Annotated in this window: 22 protein-coding genes, 1 pseudogene and 1 riboswitch; of the genes and pseudogenes, 9 read left to right on the top strand and 14 right to left on the bottom strand. The window is 63.5% G+C overall.

The genetic code is table 11. The features are described 5' to 3' along the window. Positions 1–14 precede the first annotated feature (14 nt). The 3 genes from pdxA to QCE63_RS20975 all read left to right on the top strand — a co-directional run bounded on the left by pdxA (position 15) and on the right by QCE63_RS20975 (position 3,498). Entirely contained in the window at positions 15–1,016 is a 1,002-nt protein-coding gene (gene pdxA, locus QCE63_RS20985) for a 4-hydroxythreonine-4-phosphate dehydrogenase PdxA (protein WP_309835724.1), read from the top strand. Positions 1,017–1,132: 116 nt separating this feature from the next. Next, a complete protein-coding gene (locus QCE63_RS20980) occupies positions 1,133–2,566 on the top strand; it encodes a CoA transferase (RefSeq protein WP_404990160.1) in 1,434 nt (477 codons plus the stop codon). A 167-nt stretch (positions 2,567–2,733) separates the two neighbouring features. Next, the gene (locus tag QCE63_RS20975; protein ID WP_309835721.1) at positions 2,734–3,498 is read left to right on the top strand and encodes a hypothetical protein; all 765 of its coding nucleotides are present in this window, start codon (positions 2,734–2,736) and stop codon (positions 3,496–3,498) included. 67 nt (positions 3,499–3,565) lie between these two features. Here the strand turns inward: QCE63_RS20975 and QCE63_RS20970 are convergent, their stop codons facing one another. From QCE63_RS20970 to QCE63_RS20950, 5 genes and pseudogenes are all read right to left on the bottom strand, one after another. Next, the gene (locus QCE63_RS20970; protein ID WP_309835720.1) at positions 3,566–4,549 is read right to left on the bottom strand and encodes a hypothetical protein; all 984 of its coding nucleotides are present in this window, start codon (positions 4,547–4,549) and stop codon (positions 3,566–3,568) included. Between the two features lie 127 nt (positions 4,550–4,676). Continuing rightward, a pseudogene (locus QCE63_RS20965) lies at positions 4,677–5,054 on the bottom strand (alanine racemase); the annotation flags it as partial. A 170-nt stretch (positions 5,055–5,224) separates the two neighbouring features. Further along, the gene (locus tag QCE63_RS20960; protein WP_309835719.1) at positions 5,225–5,593 is read right to left on the bottom strand and encodes a hypothetical protein; all 369 of its coding nucleotides are present in this window, start codon (positions 5,591–5,593) and stop codon (positions 5,225–5,227) included. Between the two features lie 145 nt (positions 5,594–5,738). Further along, a complete protein-coding gene (locus tag QCE63_RS20955; protein ID WP_309835717.1) occupies positions 5,739–6,005 on the bottom strand; it encodes a hypothetical protein in 267 nt (88 codons plus the stop codon). After that, on the bottom strand, positions 6,006–6,191 hold the full coding sequence (locus QCE63_RS20950) for a hypothetical protein (protein WP_309835716.1): 186 nt from the start codon (positions 6,189–6,191) through the stop codon (positions 6,006–6,008). Positions 6,192–6,445: 254 nt separating this feature from the next. Here QCE63_RS20950 and QCE63_RS20945 point away from each other — a divergent pair, with 254 nt between their 5' ends. Continuing rightward, positions 6,446–6,856: a DUF6632 domain-containing protein gene (locus tag QCE63_RS20945; protein ID WP_309835715.1), complete on the top strand. Its 411-nt coding sequence runs from the start codon at positions 6,446–6,448 to the stop codon at positions 6,854–6,856. Here QCE63_RS20945 and mntP read toward each other — a convergent pair. Further along, positions 6,849–7,418 carry a manganese efflux pump MntP gene (gene mntP / locus QCE63_RS20940; protein WP_309835714.1) on the bottom strand — a complete coding sequence of 190 codons (570 nt, stop codon included), beginning with the start codon at positions 7,416–7,418 and terminating at the stop codon, positions 6,849–6,851. The genes QCE63_RS20945 and mntP overlap by 8 nt on opposite strands. A 9-nt stretch (positions 7,419–7,427) precedes the next feature. After that, a riboswitch (yybP-ykoY riboswitch) is annotated at positions 7,428–7,597 on the bottom strand. A gap of 113 nt (positions 7,598–7,710) precedes the next feature. Here mntP and QCE63_RS20935 point away from each other — a divergent pair. Continuing rightward, on the top strand, positions 7,711–8,157 hold the full coding sequence (locus QCE63_RS20935; protein WP_309835713.1) for an ester cyclase: 447 nt from the start codon (positions 7,711–7,713) through the stop codon (positions 8,155–8,157). A gap of 20 nt (positions 8,158–8,177) precedes the next feature. On the opposite strand, the gene QCE63_RS20930 is transcribed toward QCE63_RS20935, so the two are convergent. Both QCE63_RS20930 and QCE63_RS20925 read right to left on the bottom strand, forming a co-directional pair. After that, positions 8,178–8,654 carry a hypothetical protein gene (locus tag QCE63_RS20930; protein WP_309835711.1) on the bottom strand — a complete coding sequence of 159 codons (477 nt, stop codon included), beginning with the start codon at positions 8,652–8,654 and terminating at the stop codon, positions 8,178–8,180. A 349-nt stretch (positions 8,655–9,003) separates the two neighbouring features. Further along, positions 9,004–10,776 carry a PQQ-binding-like beta-propeller repeat protein gene (locus QCE63_RS20925; protein WP_309835710.1) on the bottom strand — a complete coding sequence of 591 codons (1,773 nt, stop codon included), beginning with the start codon at positions 10,774–10,776 and terminating at the stop codon, positions 9,004–9,006. A 195-nt stretch (positions 10,777–10,971) separates the two neighbouring features. Here QCE63_RS20925 and QCE63_RS20920 point away from each other — a divergent pair, with 195 nt between their 5' ends. Then, entirely contained in the window at positions 10,972–11,109 is a 138-nt protein-coding gene (locus tag QCE63_RS20920) for a hypothetical protein (protein WP_309835709.1), read from the top strand. 16 nt (positions 11,110–11,125) lie between these two features. Here QCE63_RS20920 and QCE63_RS20915 read toward each other — a convergent pair whose 3' ends face one another. From QCE63_RS20915 to QCE63_RS20905, 3 genes are all read right to left on the bottom strand, one after another. Beyond that, positions 11,126–13,630: a glucose/quinate/shikimate family membrane-bound PQQ-dependent dehydrogenase gene (locus QCE63_RS20915; RefSeq protein ID WP_309835708.1), complete on the bottom strand. Its 2,505-nt coding sequence runs from the start codon at positions 13,628–13,630 to the stop codon at positions 11,126–11,128. Between the two features lie 142 nt (positions 13,631–13,772). Beyond that, entirely contained in the window at positions 13,773–14,093 is a 321-nt protein-coding gene (locus tag QCE63_RS20910) for a hypothetical protein (protein WP_309835707.1), read from the bottom strand. Between the two features lie 67 nt (positions 14,094–14,160). Continuing rightward, a complete protein-coding gene (locus tag QCE63_RS20905; protein ID WP_309835706.1) occupies positions 14,161–14,409 on the bottom strand; it encodes a hypothetical protein in 249 nt (82 codons plus the stop codon). 167 nt (positions 14,410–14,576) lie between these two features. Here QCE63_RS20905 and QCE63_RS20900 point away from each other — a divergent pair, with 167 nt between their 5' ends. Beyond that, positions 14,577–14,957: a hypothetical protein gene (locus QCE63_RS20900; protein WP_309835705.1), complete on the top strand. Its 381-nt coding sequence runs from the start codon at positions 14,577–14,579 to the stop codon at positions 14,955–14,957. Between the two features lie 26 nt (positions 14,958–14,983). On the opposite strand, the gene QCE63_RS20895 is transcribed toward QCE63_RS20900, so the two are convergent. After that, positions 14,984–16,183: an amino acid aminotransferase gene (locus QCE63_RS20895; protein ID WP_309835703.1), complete on the bottom strand. Its 1,200-nt coding sequence runs from the start codon at positions 16,181–16,183 to the stop codon at positions 14,984–14,986. Between the two features lie 472 nt (positions 16,184–16,655). On the opposite strand from QCE63_RS20895, the gene QCE63_RS20890 reads away from it, so the two are divergent. Further along, positions 16,656–16,922, top strand: coding sequence for a hypothetical protein (locus tag QCE63_RS20890; RefSeq protein ID WP_309835702.1), 267 nt, complete (start codon positions 16,656–16,658; stop codon positions 16,920–16,922). Positions 16,923–17,028: 106 nt separating this feature from the next. Next, the gene (locus tag QCE63_RS20885) at positions 17,029–17,190 is read left to right on the top strand and encodes a hypothetical protein (RefSeq protein WP_309835700.1); all 162 of its coding nucleotides are present in this window, start codon (positions 17,029–17,031) and stop codon (positions 17,188–17,190) included. 85 nt (positions 17,191–17,275) lie between these two features. On the opposite strand, the gene aroQ is transcribed toward QCE63_RS20885, so the two are convergent. Further along, positions 17,276–17,722 (bottom strand): type II 3-dehydroquinate dehydratase, encoded by a 447-nt coding sequence (gene aroQ, locus QCE63_RS20880; RefSeq protein WP_309835699.1) that lies wholly within the window; start codon positions 17,720–17,722, stop codon positions 17,276–17,278. 26 nt (positions 17,723–17,748) lie between these two features. Further along, the gene (locus tag QCE63_RS20875; protein ID WP_309835698.1) at positions 17,749–18,807 is read right to left on the bottom strand and encodes a Gfo/Idh/MocA family oxidoreductase; all 1,059 of its coding nucleotides are present in this window, start codon (positions 18,805–18,807) and stop codon (positions 17,749–17,751) included. Positions 18,808–18,815 lie beyond the last annotated feature (8 nt).

Here is an 18,815-nt window from a genome sequence, read left to right as displayed (position 1 = left end):
CCAGACGAAATATCATGAGCAACTACCTCCCCGTAATCGGCATCACGATGGGCGACGCAAGCGGCGTCGGACCGGAAGTCGTCGTCAAAAGCCTCGCGCACGAGGCGGTCTATCAACAGTGCCGTCCGCTCGTGATCGGCGATGCGCGCCGCCTCGAACGCGCGATCGAACTCACCGGCGTCAGCGCCAGCGTGCGACGCATCCAGGGCGCGCCGGAAGCGCAATATGAGCGCGGCACGATCGATTGCATCGACCTCGGTCTGATTCCCGATGACCTGCCGTTCGGCCAGTTGTCCGCCGTCGCGGGCGATGCCGCGTATCAGTACATTGCGCGTGCGGTGGAACTGGCGCAGGCCGGCCAGATCGACGCAATCTGCACCGCGCCGCTGAACAAGGAAGCGCTGCATGCCGGCGGCCACAAGTTTCCCGGCCACACGGAAATGCTGGCGCACCTGACGGGCGTCGACGAAGTCTCGATGATGCTGGTCGCGCCGCAACTGCGCGTGATCCACGTGACGACGCACATCGGCATCATCGACGCCATCCGCAAGATCGAACCCGGTCTGGTCCAGCGCACCATCGAGCGCGGCAACGCGACGCTCATCAAGGCGGGGATCAGCAAGCCGCGCATCGGCGTGTGCGGGATCAATCCGCATGCGGGCGAGAACGGTCTGTTCGGTTATGGCGAGGAAGAAGAGAAGATCATTCCGGCCGTCAAGGTGCTGCAGGAACGCGGTCTCGACGTGACCGGCCCGCTGCCCGCCGATACCCTGTTTTATCGCGCAGGACGTGGCGATTTCGATCTCGTCGTCGCGATGTACCACGACCAGGGGCACGGTCCCGTGAAGGTGCTGGGTCTCGAAGCGGGCGTCAACGTGACGGTCGGGCTGGAGGTGATCCGCACGTCGGTGGATCATGGCACGGCATTCGATATCGCCGGCAAGGGGATCGCCGATGAAGGCAGCATGCTCGAAGCGCTGCGGCAAGGCGCGGAACTGGCGACGCGGCGTCACTGAGCGTCGTCACTGAGCGTCGTCACTGAGCTACGTCACTGAGTTACGTCACTGAGCTACGTCACTGAGCTACGTCACTGAGTTACGTCACTGAGCGAGCGAGCGCGGTCGGCGCGACAATGGGCTTCTTTTCCACGAAGCACGCGCGCCCATCCATCATGTCCGCTCACACATCCGCTTCAGCTTACGACACGCTTCACGCACTCTGGCGCATCGCCGGCTTGCCCGGCGATGCGCTTTCTTTCATCGATCTCCCGGGCCGCGAGCCGGTCTTTCCATCGAGCTTCGCCATCGGCACGGCGGCGCAGGCGACCGTCGCCGCAGCGGCGCTCGCCGCGTGCGAGCTGGCGCATGCGCGGGGCGTCGGGCGGCAGCGCGTGTCGGTGGACATGACGCATGCCGCCGTAGAATGCACGGGCGCCTTCACCGTCGATGGACAAGCGCCCGAGACATGGGGACGCTTCTCCGGCCTGTATCGCTGCGCCGATGGCTACGTGCGCATTCACGCGAACTTCGAACATCATCAGGATGGCGCGCTGCGCCTGCTCGGTCTCGATCCGAAGACGGCGACGCGCATGGACGCCGAGCGCGCAATGCTGGCCTGGCGCGGCCGCGACTTCGAGGATGCCGCGGCGGCGCAAGGGCTTGTCGTCACGATGCTGCGCACCTTCGACGAATGGGACGCCACGCCTCACGCGCATGCGATCGCCGCGCAACCGTTGATGACGATGACCCGCATCGGCGATGCGCCGCCGCGCGCGCTGCCTTCGCTGGCTGAACCTGCGCGGCCGCTCGATGGCATCCGGGTGCTCGACTTCACGCGCATTCTTGCGGGACCGGTCGGCGGGCGCGCGCTGGCCGCGTTCGGCGCGGACGTGATGCTGGTGAACGCGCCGCATCTGCCGAACATTCCGGCGATTGCGGACACGAGTCGCGGCAAGCGTTCGGCGCTGCTCGACTTGCGCACGGAGCGGGATCGCGCGGCGCTCGGGCAGTTGATCGACGATGCGCATGTGTTCTCGCAGGGGTATCGGCCGGGAGGGCTCGCGGCGCTCGGTTTCGGGCCGGATGCGCTGGCGGCGCGACGGCCCGGCATCGTCTATGTCTCGCTGACGGCGTATGGCACGCAAGGGTCGTGGGCGCAACGGCGCGGGTTCGATTCGCTCGTGCAGACGGCCATGGGTTTCAACGCGGCGGAAGGCGAAGCGGCTGGCGACGGCAAGCCGCGCCCCTTGCCCATGCAGATGCTCGACATGGCGAGCGGCTTTTTGATGGCTTTCGGCGCAGCGGCGGCGCTATGGCGGCAGCAGCGCGAAGGCGGGAGCTGGCATGTGCAGGTCTCGCTCGCGCAAACAGGGCATTGGCTGCGTGGACTGGGGCGCGTGGAAAACGGCCTCACCGCGCCGGCGCCGGATGTCGCACCCTTCATGACGCGGTATGCGTCGGGCTTTGGCGAGCTGATGGCGGTGACGCCGAGCGCGCAACTGGCGCGCACGCCGGCGGGGTATGCGCGGGAGTCGGTCAGGCCGGGGGCGGCGGAGGGGAAGTGGTGAGGCATGCCCCGCTAATCAAGGTCACAGCGTGCTGGTCCGTGATGGCATAGCAGCCCGGATACCCATCCCATCTCAAGTTTCGTCCGAACGATCCGATAACGCATTGCAGGCGCGCTCCTCCCGCGCGTCCTCAACGCTCATCGACAAGAACAACTTCTACCGTTCCCATGAAACTGCTCCCGAAAGTGATGCTGCTCGCCCTGCCCGTTCTCGCTGCCTGCGGAGGCGGAGGAAGCGACGAAACCTGCGTCACGAACGGAGACCTGACGAAGAGCTGCGTCGCCAAGACGTCGCATGCGATTCCCGAAGGCATCTGGTTCGGCGCGACGGACACGGGCCTGGCGGCGCAAACCATCGTGCTCGAAACCGGGCAGTACTTCAGCATCTATACGTCGAATCAGGATCTGGTCTGGATGACCGAAGGCTTCCTCACCGCCACCAATGGCGCATTCACCGATCCGGCCGTCGTCGCGCTGCACTACACCGGCGAGATCATCGCGGGCACGCTCAGCGGCACGTTCACGGCGAAAAGCGTGTTCTCGGCGACGAGTTCGATCAACACAAAACCGAACACCACCGCGCTCAACTTCAACGGCAACTACAGCGCGACCTACGACACACCGCTTGCCCTTGGCGACGTCGTGGGAACGTGGAGCAACCCGGCCAGCATCACGACGGTCTCGACGATCACGTTCGCCGCAGACGGCGCAATCACCGGTTCGCAGGGCGCCTGCACGTTCACCGGCAACTTCAAGCCGCGCGCGACCGGCAAGCATATTCTCGACGGCTCGCTCAACTTCACCAGCGCCGCCTGCGCCACCGGCAGCGGCGTGACGATGCCGGTCGAGGCGACCGTCGTGAACAATCAGATGAGCATCGTCGGCGTAACGCCGCAGCGTTCTACCGCGTTCTACATGGCGGCCACGCGCTGACGCAACTCGCTCCGGCGCCAGGTCGAGGCGGCAGCGCGCCGCCTCGGGTCGTCGAACACGGACCTCTTCACTCGTCCTTCAAGCGATACGATCCGAAATCGTCCTGACACACGGCAATCATCCCCGGCACCCGGATCTCCGGCCTGAAGATGTAGTTGATGATGTTGTTGATCTCGGTCTCGGAGCGCGCGTTCAGAATGATCTGCCTGTCAGCCGGCGGAAGTTCTCTTGCCGCATGAATGATCGAATGAAGCAGGCCGACGATACTGCGCTCTCGTCCATGGAACATCACATCGGGTCGGTCGAAGCACCTTCCGTAGAGGATATCGTTCGCCTGGTCGCTCAAGTTCAAGGCCCCGGGCAAAGGAGCCTCGAGTTCCAGTTGATCCACAAGCGACATGCTCGAATGAGCGAACGCCGGATGATCATATTTCACCTTGTACATCCGGCTCCCGAAACGGCTCCAATCCTTCGACGGCTGCTCGCCCACCTCCAGCGAAAAAAACACGTAGTCGTCATTCCCCAAACCGTTGACATCCAGACTGGTTGAATTCTTTTCTGAGAACGCGATTGCCTTCTCCCTCAGGCGCTTTCTGGAATACAGCACCAGGTCGCCGCCTGGACTCAACACTCTGGATTGCGTCGCGTGCGTGGCGTAAAACGGCATGCCGAGGAAATTGTCCGCGAATGACTCTTCCTGAGCGTCCAGTGCGCCATTGGATGCGATGACGTCATCCACGTTCTTGATCGACTTCGAAAACAGCGCGGAAGAGCGCTGGAATTGCGGAACCAACGGCCCTCCGACGTACACCCAGTCGTCGTCCTGTTCAGGCGTGGCGTTCTTGCGGAACAGATAACCGTTGCGACCCATTCTGCGCAGGGCATTTCTCGCCCGCTTGAATCTGACGCGCTGCAAAAGCCTGCATGCCACGTCTCGGGTCTTGTCGCTTTCCGGTTCACCCGCCTCCAACGTGCGCACAGGCCTTTTCTTCAGCGGCCGTCTGTCCTGCCTGACAAGCAGCCGCACCGACGCCTTCGCATACGGATACATGGATCCTCCATTCGAAGATGGGATCCGACGATTATCCCGCTGCAAAACGGCGTGACTGCAACACGCCGCGTCCTCGACTGAATTTGACATTCACTCACTGACGCGCGAATCAGCGCGAATCAGACGGGATGCCCGAATTCATCTTCAACTGAATGTCGATCCGCTCGCGCGGGCGCGCTGCTGCGAGCATGTCGAGCTGTTCGTCGCAATGCACGCTGACGGTCAGCCGGTGGCGGTCCGCGACCGCCAGATCGTCCGGCTCGAACACGCCTTCCAGCAACAGCACCGGCCTGTTCCAGCCGAGTTCGCGCACGCGCACGGCTTCGTCGAGGTCCAGTAGCGCGATGCCGTCTGCTTCCGCCCGCGCCGGTTAAATGCGCTCGATGCTATGCCCATACGCATTGGCCTTGCTCCCTACGCGCGAGGTGGGCGCCGTCCGCTTGACGAGCCGCAGGTTGTGACGGATGGCATCGAGATGAATGCGTGCGGCGATCGGACGTGGCATGCGTGCTCTTGGGCAGGGTCGTCCTTGAAAGACACTCCATGCTGTATTTTTTGACTGTACTTTTTTGAATTAGGCAGTCGAATGACGAATCGCATCGGCGTGAAGGCAGTTTTTGGTGGAAGGCGTTGCGGGTGATTGGCTGCAGGTGCGCACGTCCTCGCGCGGACGGCTCAGTCATCCGAGTAACCGGAGACTGAATAGTGTCCGTTGCGAACCGCGAAGATCCTTGGAACCCTGATTTCGGGCCTGAAAATCCAGTTGTTCACCCGGATGACTTCGTCATCAGACCTGGCGCTCAGGATAGTCCGCTTGTCGCGGTCCGGCAGCATTCTCTTCACCTCGATGATTGAGTACGCCAGTCCGCTCATGCTGTCCTCCCTTCCATGAAACAAGATGTTCAATCGCGCATATTTTCGGGCGCGGAGCCTTGCTCTCGCTTTGTCACTCAGGCGCGTTATGGAAGGTTGAGGGATCTGCATGTTCATCTGATCGAAAAGCGACATCGACGAAAAATCAAACATCGGATGGCTGTAATTCACCCTGTAAAACAATCCGCCAAATCGACTTTCTTTCTTTTCGATTTCTCCCCGACTTCAAGCGAGAAAAATACGCAGTCATCGTTTCCCAGCCCTTCGATATCCTCATCCATCGAATGATAATCCGGAAAAGCAATCCCTTCGTCAATCAGTCTTTCCTTGAAAAGAGGACCAGGTCACCGCTTTTGCTCGATACTTTTCTTTCGGTTGCATGAGTTACGTAAAGATCTTTCGCAAAAATAACCTTCATGAAAGCTGTTTCTTCAGCATCGAGATCACCGACCTCCACCGGAACGTTGCGCCCTTTTCGCAGGCGGTTCGCAAATAACTGCATCAACTCGCTCGAGGGAAAGCCCTGCGCGAGATATTCGTCGTTCCAACTCTTCCCGCAAGAATTCAAAAATTCCTGGTGCATTTATACTGCATTGGCTTGCATCCGGTTCAGCACCCGGCGCGTCCGGTTGTATCTGACCTGCTGGAGAAACCAGTTTCCGTAATAATCCTCTTCATCGGTCAATGCTTCATTTTTCCTCAAGCTTTGCTGATTTGCAATTGAAGGCTTTGCTTGAAGTTTCGTGATTGCTTTCGCGCGTGAATACATGGATGTTCTCCCTCCATGATCATGGGCAGCTTAGCATTATCTGCGGATAACTTTCAGCGCGCTTCAACCCGTGTCGCCGGTATTGCGATTTGTTTCGCCAATCCAATACTTCCGCTTGTAAAGCCATTATCGCTTTGCGCCTTGCTGCAATCAGTCAGCCTGTTGAAAATGCGCTTCGCGGACTGAAATCGCTCGCTCGGGGAAGTCGTCGAGGCGTATCTTGTGTTCTCTCGCCGCCCGGGAAGGAATCCGCCATGACCGACACCCATCGTCTTGCCTGCCTGCGCATCGTGCTCGTGATCGTCGGGCTGATCGCGCTATTTGGCCTCTATCCCTTGATGCTGCTCTGGCCTTCCGGCTGGGCCTGGGAAGGCGCGCCCGGAGGCCGCTCGGAGTATGCGCTGATGATCGTCGGCCTCTATGCGACGCTTGGCGTGTTCCTGCTGATCGCCTCGCGCGATCCGCTGCGACACCTGAGTCTCATCTGGTTCGCGGTGTGGTCGAGCGTCGTGCACGGCGCCATCATGGCGGTGCAGTCATTCGGCGGGGCGCAGTCTCACGCGCATATCGGACATCTGGCGGGCGACGTGCCGGCGCTGTTCATCGTGGCGGCCGCGCTCGCCTACTTTACGCCGCGCGGCAGACAAACAGGCCCGCTCAGCTGAGATACCCAAGGTGCTCGGCCAGAATCACGCAGCCGACGCCAATAAGTATCAGCCCGCCGGCGATCTCCGCCCGCTTGCCGATGGTCGCACCCACGACCCGGCCGACCATCACGCCGATGGTCACCATCAGCATGGTCGCGAAGCCGATGGTCGCGGCGGTGGAGAAGATATCGACATCGATGAACGCGAGGCCCGCGCCGACCGCCATGGCATCGATACTGGTGGCGAAGCCGGTGAGCGCGAGCACCCAGAACGAGTGGGAATTGGGCTTTTCTTCTTCGTGCTCCACGGCGCGCAGGCCTTCGCGGATCATGCGGGCGCCGAGCAGACCCAGCAGCGCGAACGCAATCCAGTGGTCCCATGCGGTGACATACTGCGCGGCTGCCTTGCCGAGCGCCCAGCCGACGAGCGGCGTCAGCGCCTCGATCACACCGAAGATCACGCCGGTCTTCAGGGCCTCGGCAATGCGAGGCTTGTGCAAGGTGGCGCCTTTGCCGACGGCGGCCGCGAAGGCGTCCGTGGACATGGCGAAGGCAAGAAATAGTGTGGAGGCGAGGTTCATCGAGTAGCGCTCTGGTCGGGCAAGACGGAACGACAGAACGCGCGCCCGACCGGTCGCGGATTCTGTCGATGGTCTTGCCAACCCTTGACGGTTGTCCATGCCACGGTCCGAACGACCGAGCGTGTTGACATGGACGCTTTCCCGAACGGAAAAGCCGGCTACTCCCCAGCGAAGAGACGTCAGCTTAACATGACTCCCGGGCCGTCCCTGCGTGTTGCGGACGGGTTGCGGTACAGTGGGTGCGTTATGCCGCAGTTTCCACCTCATGCCAACCGCTCATGACGGAGGCGCCATGCAGGCAGGCCAGCTCACTCACACGGCCGCGAGAGACGCAGTCGAACGGCTCTATCGCGCATTCGCCACGCACGATCTCATGCTGCTGCGCGAGGCCGTCACACCGGACTGGGCGTATCTTCCCGAACCGCCCGGTCAACGTCCCGGTCCCGACCAGATGATCCCCATCTTCGCCGATCTCGCCATTGCGCTGCCCGACATGCGCATCGAGATTCTGGACATGCTGGTGCAGGATAATCGCGTGGGCGTGCGCGCCGAAGTGAGCGGGACGCAGGCCGGACCGCTGATGGGCATCGCCGCCACCCGCAAGCCGCTTCGTTTCGCGATTCACTCCTTCCACGAAATCCGCGGCGATCGCGTATCGAAAACCTGGCATCTCGAAGACTGGCTCAGCGTATTCCGCCAGTTGGACGCGGTGCCGTCCGGGATCAGGCCATCGCCCTGAACGCTGTCACGGGTTGAAGCTCAGGCGCGCCGCGCCTTGCCCTTCATGCCGCGCGAGGCGGTCTGCCGCACCACATGTTCAACGCACAAGCCGACGAGCGTCGCGTCCAGGCGCTCCAGCGCGCGAGCGGCTTCACGAAGCGCGGCGGCATCGGTGCCGAAGGAATCAGAGAACAGCCACTCGCGCTGCCGGGCTGCTTCGCGCGTCGCCTGCACGGCTTCGCTCAATTCCGGCATGCGCGCAAAGCCTGCCGCGCGCGCCTTCTTCTCCAGACAAGCCACCAATTGATCCAGCGGCGCAGGCTCCACGCTCTCCACGAACAACGAGAGAAAGCGCAACACGCTGCCCTGCAAGCGCCGATGAGCATCGACGAGATCCCGCAGTGGCTCCGCGCGTTCGCGATCGCGCGCGGCCTGCACGGTGATGTTGCTGGCGCCCAGGCTGGAATCGGCTGCGGCGGGCGTGGCGGATGATGAGGATCGTGTACGGGTCAACATGCTGGCCGGTGACAGGTTTTTCGCGCCGAACGCGACGCGTTATGTATTTTAAAATATAGCGCATCTGTCCCTGACACGGCATGCCGACTGTTCGGCCGAATCGACGCAGGGGTGGTGTGCCGTGCGTTTGCCGGACGACGCCACGGCATGATTTCGGGCGGAACCCGCATCTATAGTCATCTACGCACGCTCCCACACGTTCCCGCAGTTTCGCCAAACAAGGCCTTCGCGGCCTCTTCCTGCCCCCTCCGCAGAACGGTGCGTGCACCGGCCAGACGCCCCGCCGCCCCGCCGCCCCGCCGCCGAAAGTCATTCGTCGCGGCGCATCCGGCGCGGTGAGTCAACGCGCTTACTTCGCCAGCAACCCGAACACGCCGACGCCGCTCTTCGTACCCACATACACCTTGCCGTTCGCGACGGTCGGCGTGATGAACTTGTTGCCCTGGCCGAACTGGTCGCGTCCGCTGGTGTCGCCGCTGTTGTAGAGCTGGCGTGACAGGTTGCCTGCGTCGTAGGCGCGCAGCCCGGCGATCGTGCCGTTTTCCGCCGCCCACAAGATGCCGTTCGCGTTGCCATTGGCCGAGATGCTCGGCGTCGCGCCCGGCGCGCCGAAGGTGTTTGCGGTCTTGCTCGTGGGCGTCGCGGACAACGCGGCGTTCGATATCGCAAACGCCTTGATGCTGTCGCCGATCGAGCCGAAGTAGACCGTGTTGTTGAAGTAGGCAGGCCCGGCGAACATCGGCCCGGTGATCTGCCCGACGAGTTCCTGATAGATGTGGTCGGCGTTCGAATCGAACTTGCCCATCGACACGCGGTTGACCACGTAGATCGTCGAGTTCTTGCCCGCGCCCACCGCAAGATGCTGGACGACGCCGTTTGCATCGGTGAAATCGGGCAGCACCATCGCACCGCCCGAGCCGAGATCCTCGTCTTCGTTCGACTCCTGCACCGTGTTCGACGCTTGGAAGTAATCCTGCACCCGCAGCGGATTCGGGTCGATCCGCAGGAAGCCATTGCCGTAGTTGCCGTTGATCGGCATCTCCTGGGCGTTTTGCGTCGGGTCGAAGGTGCCGTTGGCATCGAGCAGATAGATGCCCTGCCCGTCCGATGCCGGCCCCGCGCCGCTCATCCAGATCGCGCCCATCTGGCCGTTCGGCGTCAGGTTGAGCACGCTTGCCTGCTGAAGCGTGTCGGCGTTATAGCCGATGACCCAGCCGGTGTACGGCATGAAATCGCAGTGCGAAGTCCAGGACGTGTACACGACGCCGTTCAGCAGCAGCAGCGCGGCGCGTTCGGCGTACTGGCCCGGCGTGAACGGCACCTGGCCGTTCTGGGTGCCCGCGCCGTTGCCCGGATAGCTCGCGGTGATCTCCGACGGACCGTTGAAGAGTTCGGCGCCCGTGGTGACGTCGAGCGCGTGGATGCGCTGGTGATAGCCGCCCGACCCGTCCTTCGACATGCCGACCACGTACATCGCGCCATGCGGCCCGCGCGAACGGTCGATGACCGGCGTCGCCGTGACGCCGATGTTCGGCGTGATCTGCGCGCAGCCGTGGTCGTCGCTGGGCGACTCGCCGTTGCCGAGCGTCGAGACTTTCCAGAGCACGGCGCCGCTGTCGGCATCGAAGGCATAGACGTTCGCATTCTCGGTCGCGACGTACAGCACATTGCGCGTGCCGCCCGCGACCGGTACGCCTGCCAAAAAGAGCGGCTGGGCATCGACGGCGCCGTCCACGTTGAAGACGCCGACCTTGCCGAATGTCGTCGTATTGACGTTCGACGGCGTCAGGACCGTTTCAGCCAGTTGCTGACCGGTTCGGGCGATGTCGTTATGCCAGGTGGCGACGTCCATCGGGTTGCTGACGGCGGTGGTCGAGCCGTTGCCGTTGCCGTTGCTGCCGGAAGCGCCTGAGGCGCCTGATGGACTCGATGCGCCCGCAGGACTCGATGCGCCTCCTGCACCCGACGCCCCCGCCGGACTCGATGCACCCGAAGCCGCTCCGCCGCCCGCAGCCGACGCGCTCGAGTTCGCACCGGAACCGCCCCCGCTGCATGCGCCGATGATGACCGCGAGCAGCGCGGCGCCGACAACAGCGGCATAAGCAGGAACGAGCGCTTTCATGTGCAACTCCTTGACGGAGAGACAGGACCATCCAGAGCAATCGCGCATGAGCTGTCAACGCGATGCCGACGCTGCCATTGAGCATACGGAATGCCCACGCCGAAGCAGCTTTTTGAAAGGCTTTTATTGCGCCGCGTCAAAATATGCTAACCTAGGGTTATTACCTAGTTAGTTACCCCTAGTTTGGAGTCCGTCATGGGAATCATCGCCGCCACCCCGATCGCCCTCGTTTCCTTCCTTGCCGCCAAGCTTCGCGCCGCCACGCGCGACGCGCTTTACGCCCGCGCCAAGGTCAGCGCGCTGATGGCCGAAGCCTACCGGCGCGCGCAGTAATCTCGCGTCTCATGCGTCATTGCAACGTGTAGGCAATGACGTAATCGCCGGCCTTCGTCCCGAGCGAGCCATGTCCGCCTGCGGTCACGAGCAGATACTGCTTGCCGCTCGCGTCCGCATAGCTCATGGGCGTCGATTGCCCGCCCGCCGGCAGCCGCGCTTCCCACAGCTTGCGGCCGTCGTGAACGTCGTAGGCGCGCACGTATTGATCGAGCGTGCCGGTCAGGAACGCCACGCCGCCCGCCGTCACAATCGTTCCGCCCAGACTCGGCACGCCGAGCGGCATCGGAATGGGCAGGGGCGCGCTGTCGACGATCGTGCCGTTCTTGTGCTGCCACGCAATCTTGTTCGTGCGCAGATCGACGCCCGCCATGTAGCCCCACGGCGGTGCCTGGCAAGGAATGCCGAGCGGCGAAAGAAACGCGTTGATCTCAAAGCCGAACGGCGTACCGCGCGCCAGCTTGATGCCGCTGGTCTCACTGACCACGCCATTGCTCTTGCCTTTCTGGATCTTCTCGCGCGGAATCAGCTTCGACACGAACGCCATATAGTCCGGATTCGCGATCAGGATCTGCCGAACCGGATCGACTGAAATGCCGCCCCAGTCGAACACGCCGAAGTTGCCAGGAAACACCAGCGTGCCCTGCTCCGACGGCGGCGTGAACGGCCCGTCATAACGCAAGCTCTTGAACTTGATGCGGCACCAGAGCTGATCGAACGGCGTGGTGCCCCACATGTCCGCCTCCCGGATGCGCGGCGGATTGAAGTTGAGCGCGGACACCGCCTGCGTCGGCGATGTATGGTCGCCCTTGGCCGCGCCCTGCGGCACGGGCACTTCGTTGATCGGCACGATCGGCTGGCCGGTCTCGCGATTCAGCACGTAGAGACTGCCCTGCTTCGTCGACGCGATGATCGCCGGCTGCGTACCCTGCGCCGTCTGCAGGTCGATGAGCGTCGGCTGGCCGCCCACGTCCATGTCCCACAGGTCGTGATGCGTGAACTGGTAGTTCCAGCGCAGCTTGCCCGTCGCGGCGTCCAGCGCGACGAGTCCCGCCCCGAACTTCTCCGCCTGCGGCGTGCGTTGGCCGCCCCATTGATCCGGCGTCTGGTTGCCCATCGGCAGATAGATCAAGCCGCGCTTCTCGTCGACGCTGAACATCGACCACATGTTCGGCGAATTGCGGACGTAGGTGCCGCCCGCCGCGATCGGCTCGGTGGCGTCCGGATTGCCCGGATCCCAGTTCCAGACCAGATGGCCGTCGTTCACATCGAACGCGCGGATCACGCCGGAGGGTTCGTTGTTCGATTCGTTGTCGGTCACGTGGCCGCCGACGATCACGAGGTTGTGGAACAGCGCCGGCGGCGAAGTCGAGTAATAGCCGCCCGGTGTGAACGGGCCGACGTTGGCGCGCAGATCGATCGCGCCGTCCTTGCCGAAACTCGCGCAGGGCTTGCCGGTGTCGGCGTCGAGCGCGATCAGGCGGGCGTCGGCGGTGGGCAGGAACAGGCGGCGCGGACACTCGGCGAGCGCGGTGGTCTGCGCAGGCGTCGTGACGGGCGCGGGTGCGGCGGGTACTGACGCTGCGGCGGCATCGGCCGGAGCGGAGGCGGCCGCGTCTGAAGGCGCGGAAGCGGCCGCATCCGAAGGAGCCGCGGCGGCATGCATCGCCGGATCGTAATAAGCGACGCCCCGGCAAGTCATATGCTCCCAATGCTTGAAGCCGACCGGGCTCTGAATCTGCGGATCGAAGCGCCATTTCTCCTTGCCCGACGCGGCATCCAGCGCGATCACCTTGCTGTGCGGCGTACACAGGAAAATCGTGTCGCCGACCTTGATCGGCGTGTTCTCGTCGGTGGTCTCGGTGGGATCGCCGGAGCCGGGCATGTCGCCGGTCCGATAGGTCCAGGCCACTTTCAGCTGATGCGCATTCTCCGGCGTGATCTGCGTCAGCGGCACGTAGCGCTGCGCGAGCGGCGAGCCGCCGTAATCGGTCCAGTCGCCGGGCTTGCGTCCAGTGCCGGCGTTGGCGTCGGGTTGATTGGCGTCGGCGGCGGCTTCCACGTCGATCCGGCCGGACAAGTCATGCGGATCGCGGAGCCAGGTGCCGGCGCCGAGCAGCAATGTGAGAACAATCGCCGCCGCCAGCGGCGTGCGCGCGGCCCGCGCCGTGGAGGGCGGCCCGAACAGCGCGCCGCGATGCACGAACGGAATCAGCAGCCAGATGGCAAGCACGAGCCAGACCCACAACCGCGGCATCAGTTGCCAGAAATCGAAATGCACTTCGAACACGGCCCACAGGGTCGAACCGAACAGTACGAGCGCGAACAGCAGCAGCGCCGAGCGCCGCCGGATCAGCAGCAGCAGTCCCGTCAGGACGATGGCGACGCCCGTGACGACGTAGTACCACGAGCCTTTCACCGCCACGAGGTATGCCCCGCCGATCCCGAGCAACAGGCCGATGACGACGAACACAATGGCCGTGAAGAACGTGAGCGAATGAAGTCTTCCGTTGCCAGCCATGCTGAACTCCCTCTATGACGATGAATGGCGAGACACGGCCGGCGGGCGGTCGTGGTTCGGACGCTGTCGCGTCGTCGTCAGGAGCAATCAACGTGCCGTTTCGGCGGATGAAAGCACGTGATGGGCACGTTTTACAGATGACTTACGATGCAGGCCAGCGCCCGCCGGGCGGCACCGCTTCGACCGCGCCAGTGGCAAAGGCCGCCTTCAGATCGGCGCGCTCAGTGAAGCGCGGCGCTTCCAGCCACATCAGGAATTCTTCGCGCCAGTTGCCCCAGGCGTTTTCGTCGAAGTCGAAGTCCTCGTCGAGGCGGCCGTGGTCGCGCAGGTAGACGCCCACGACCTGAGTCCCGTTCCAGTACGCGACGGCGACGTCGGTCAGATCGGCGGTCACGCCGCGCGGCAGATCGCGCAGCATCATCGCGACATGCGCCTTGAACGACTTGAATTCGGTGGGTCTCATCGCCAGCTCCGCGTCGAAAGATGCGTGATGGAAGACTGCTCAAGCTCACTTCCTACAGGCGTGCTGCTCAACGGAACACGCCCTTGTTCAGATCCTTCTCGAACGCGGCGGTCCAGTGCGTGCCGTGTCCGACGCGATATTCGCGCTCCTTGAGCGTGGAGCGCCGCGTGATGGTGACGAGTCCTTGTAACGGATACACGTCATCGACGACGTCGTTCTGACCGCCCTCTTGCACGAGGAAATCCTGCTCGTCGAGCCGATGACGCGTCAGGATGGCCAGGAACTCCGCTCTTTCGTCCGGTGCGATCACTGACATGGGGCCTCCATGATCGAACGCCGCCTGCCGGCCCGACCGCATTGCGCTTCCGGGTCCGCCTGCTTCATTCAAATTAGCACACGGGAAAAAGAACGGCGGCGCGTATCTTGCGGACAGCGCGGCACGGCGCACGCGCGCCGCTGCTTTTCAAAAGGAGCCGCACGACGATGAAACGCTCATCCCTGACGACCTGCGCTGGCGCGCTCGTGGCGCTCGCCGTCTGCCTGTCCGCCCGCGCCGACGACACCGTCTGCGGCACGCTCGAAAGCGCGACCGGCGGGCAGGACGCGCCGATCACACTGCGCGAGGGCGAAAGCGTGAACTTCTGGCGCGGCGGCGCCGTGCGGCATGGCGCGCTGCATGTGTACAAGGAAGGGGAGGTGTATCGCGTGTACTGGCAGCCGGAGGGAAGCGGCGACGCCTACGTACTCGCGAATGAAGGCACGAACAGCGTGCGGCTCATCCTGACGCCGACACGCGGCTCGAAAGTGGACACGGGACCGGGCAGCCTGCCGCCGCAGAAAGTGCTGTCCTGTCCCGCGATGTAGCGGCCAGACCGGTCCGTGGTGAAGGCTTACTTCGCCGCCAGCACCTTGCCGATCGCATCGGCGACGATCTGCACGTTGCTGTCGTTCAGGCCCGCGACGCACATGCGTCCCGAACGCAGGATATAGACGCCGAATTCCTCTTTCAGACGGTCAGCCTGTTCCGCCACGAGTCCGGTGTAGGTGAACATGCCGCGCTGCTTGACGTAGCGCGTCAGCATCTCGCCGCGCACGTGATCCTTGAGGCCGTCGTGGATGGCCTGACGCATGCGCGCGATGCGCTGGCACATCGACGCCAGTTCGTCCTGCCACGACTGCCTGAGCTCGGGCGTGTTCAGCACCTGCGTGACGATCTTCGCGCCGTGCGTCGGCGGATTGCTGTAGTTCGAACGCACCGCGCTCGTCAACTGGCCGAGCACGCGGTCGGCGGCGGCGGAGTCGTCGCAGATCACGTGCAGGCCGCCGCAGCGCTCGCCGTACAGCGAGAAATTCTTCGAGAACGAATTGGCGACGAAGCCCGGCACGCCACGGCGCGCGAGTTCGCGCACAGCGAAGGCGTCTTCGTCCAGACCGGAACCGAAGCCCTGATAGGCCATGTCGACGAACGGCAGCAGATCGCGCTTCTGCAACACGTCGATGACCTTGACCCACTGGCTATCGTCGAGATCGACGCCCGTCGGGTTGTGGCAGCACGCGTGCAGCAGCACGACGCTTTTCGCCGGCAGCGTGTCGATGGCGGCGAGCATCGCGTCGAACAGCAGGCCGCCGCTGGCCTCGTCGTAGTACGGGTAGGTGTTCACGTCGAAGCCCGCGCGCTCGAAGATGAACCGGTGGTTCTCCCACGTCGGGTCGCTCACCCAGACCTTCGACTGCGGGAAATAGCGCTTGATGAAGTCCGCGCCCACTTTCAGCGCGCCCGAGCCGCCGAGCGTCTGCACGCTGGCAATACGGCCAGCGGCGCGCGCGGGGTTGTCGTTGCCGAACACGAGCGCCTGCACGGCATCGCGGTAATGGGCAAAGCCGGCCATCGGCAGATAGGGCTTGGGACCGAGATCCTGCAAGATCGACAGTTCCGCCTCGCGGACCGCCTTCATGACGGGCAGACGGCCTTCGTCGTCGAAGTAGATGCCGATGCTCAAATTGACCTTGCTGGTGCGCGGGTCCTTCTGGAAGTTTTCATTCAGCGACAAGATGGGGTCGCCGGGATAGGCATCGATTTTTTCGAACATGGTGAGCGTGTCAGGACGAGAGATCAGCGAGGGTCAGAACCGTCGACGCGAAGTGCGTGAGCGCCTTCTGGTTTCGAGATAGTAGCCGATTCCGTCCATGCTTCGCCTCACGGAAACCCCCAACGCGCTGACAACGACGCAATAATTACCGCACACGTCTTGCAGCCCTAAAAATTTGCGTCATTTCGCCCGCCCTCCGCCGCGTCATTTCGTGTAAAAAGTGTTGTTTTTTTGAGCGGCCCACCCTTTCCGTCCAGCACGCTCGTGCTGCCAGCCAGAAAAAGAAGCCACGAAAAATCCGCGATGTTTCCGCCCGATGGCCGCAAAGCCTTGCTGGGCGGACCTGCTGCAACCGCAACAAGCCAACCGTTACAAGTCACGAAACGATATGAGGCTGGAATCAGGTGTTGTTCGGAGGATTGCTTTTCGGGCGGCGGCGGGAGAATCGCATCATCCACTCACGGGGGTCGACATGTTTCAGACGATGGAAGGTAACGCAAGGCCGCATCGCACGGCTGAAGTGCATGCAGGGGACAGTCAGCAGAACGTGTCGGCGACGCAAGCCGAGTTGTTGAAAGAGTTGCAGTCGGTGTCGGACAGCATCATGCGCCTGGCGGGCACGCTGCGCGCCGCGCCGGACGCTGCAAGCGACGACGACGCCATCGTCATCACCGAGCAGCACGCCATCGCGGAACGGCTGATCGGCCGTCTGCTGACGATGCCGGCCTCGCAGGCTTGAGTTTGGAACAAGACGGATAAAGCGCGCGGGACGGGCTGGACATCAGGACCGCCGCCCGCGTCGATGCACCGCACAGGCAGCAGAAAGAAGCATCAGGAAGAACGACATGAACTACTTGACGATCATTGCAGCTGTCTGGGCCATCAGCGCACTGTGCGCGGTGCTGTTCATCCGAGGCGCTACCCGGCGCGATCAGCAACCGGCGCGCGTGCGTATAACGCAAAACAAATCCGGCGCCAAGCACAAGGATTTCGGCCACACGGTCTGACCCGCCGCGCCGCCTTGGCCCGAAACCGGCGCGGCCTGAACACCCGCCACGCCGGATACGTTTCAGAAGCCGTTCTTCTTGAGCCTCACTTCCCCGCGCCGATCGCGGAAACAGCGGCTCGCAATCCCAGCAGATAACTGTCCACGCCGAAGCCGGAGATCTGCCCCTTCGCGATCTCCGCGAACACCGACTTGTGGCGGAACTCCTCGCGCGCATGCACGTGGGACATGTGCACCTCGATGACCGGCGCCGTCAGAATGGCGAGCGCATCGCGGATCGCATAGCTGTAATGCGTCCACGCGCCCGCGTTGATGACGATCGCGTCGACCTTTTCCTCGAAGGCGCGATGAATGCGCGAACACATCTCGCCCTCGATGTTCGTCTGATAGCCCTCCACGTCCACGCCCAGCTTCTTGCCGAGCGCGCTCATTTCGGAATCGATCTGCGCGAGCGTCGCCGTGCCGTACTGCTTCGGGTCGCGCTTGCCGAACATGTTGAGGTTGACGCCGTGCAGCGTCAGGATTTTTGCCATGACTTGTCCTCGATGGGATGGGAAATTCAGACGGTCTCGACGATTCTGCCGCTGCGCGCGGCCTCGACGATGGCCTCGGTGATCCGCAGATTCTGCAGTCCGTCGCGCGCGCTGACAATAGGCTCGGCTTCCCCGCGCGCCACCTGGCCGAAATGTTCCATCTGCAACGCGAGTGGATCGGCGCGCTGCATCGTCACGATTTCCGTGTCGAAGGGCTTCCACCAGGAACGGTCGGCGAGAGTGGCGTAGGACTTGAGTCGCATCGTCGGGACCGAGAGCGAGCCGAAGGTGCCGGCGATCACGTAACAGTCTTCGTCGGGATAGGTCGAATAGGCCGGGTTCTCCTGCGATGTCTGCTCCCAGCTGCGCGGGCACGCCGCCGTGTCGGACAGCATGAAGCTGCCGAGCGCGCCGCTGGCGAAGCGCAGATTGATCGCGACAGTGTCTTCGACGGCAAAACCGCGGGCGGCATGCGAAGCGAACGCCTGTACCGCGACGATGTCGCCGCACAGCATCCGCAGGTTGTGGATCTCGTGGATCATGTTGAGCAGGATCGGACCGCCGCCCGGCTCGCGGCGCCACGGCGCGCCGGCGTAATACTCGTCGGGCTTGAAGAACACGGCGCTGCCCATCACCGCGACGAGCGGCCCAAGCCGCCCTTCGTCTATCACCTGCTTCGCGCGCGCCATGATCGGACTATGCGCGCGATGATGCCCGATCAGCATTCTTGCTCCCGAGCGCTCCACTTCATGGACGAGTGCCTGCGCCTCGGCGACCGTCGGCGCGACGGGCTTTTCCAGCAAGACCGGCACGCCCGCCGCCAGGCACGTGCGCGCGTGCTCCACATGAAGCTGATTGGGGGTCGCGAGCAGGATGCCATCGGGACGGTCTGCGGCGAGCAGTTGATCGAGCGTCGCGTAGAGCGGCACCTGCGCCTGCGCCGCGATCGCTGCGGCGGCGGGCGCCGGATCGACGATCGCGGTGAGCGTGCAGGTCGTGCTGCGCTGCGCGACGCCCATGTGCGCCTGGCCGATATACCCCGCGCCCGCCACGGCAATGCGTGTCCTGCCTGCTGCTGGACTCATCGGAGGTC

The sequence above is a fragment of the Caballeronia sp. LZ065 genome (assembly GCF_031450975.1).
Classification (GTDB): Bacteria; Pseudomonadota; Gammaproteobacteria; order Burkholderiales; family Burkholderiaceae; genus Caballeronia.
The sequence above is the reverse complement of the archived record's forward strand: the minus strand, read 5'-3'. Positions and strand labels throughout refer to the sequence as shown.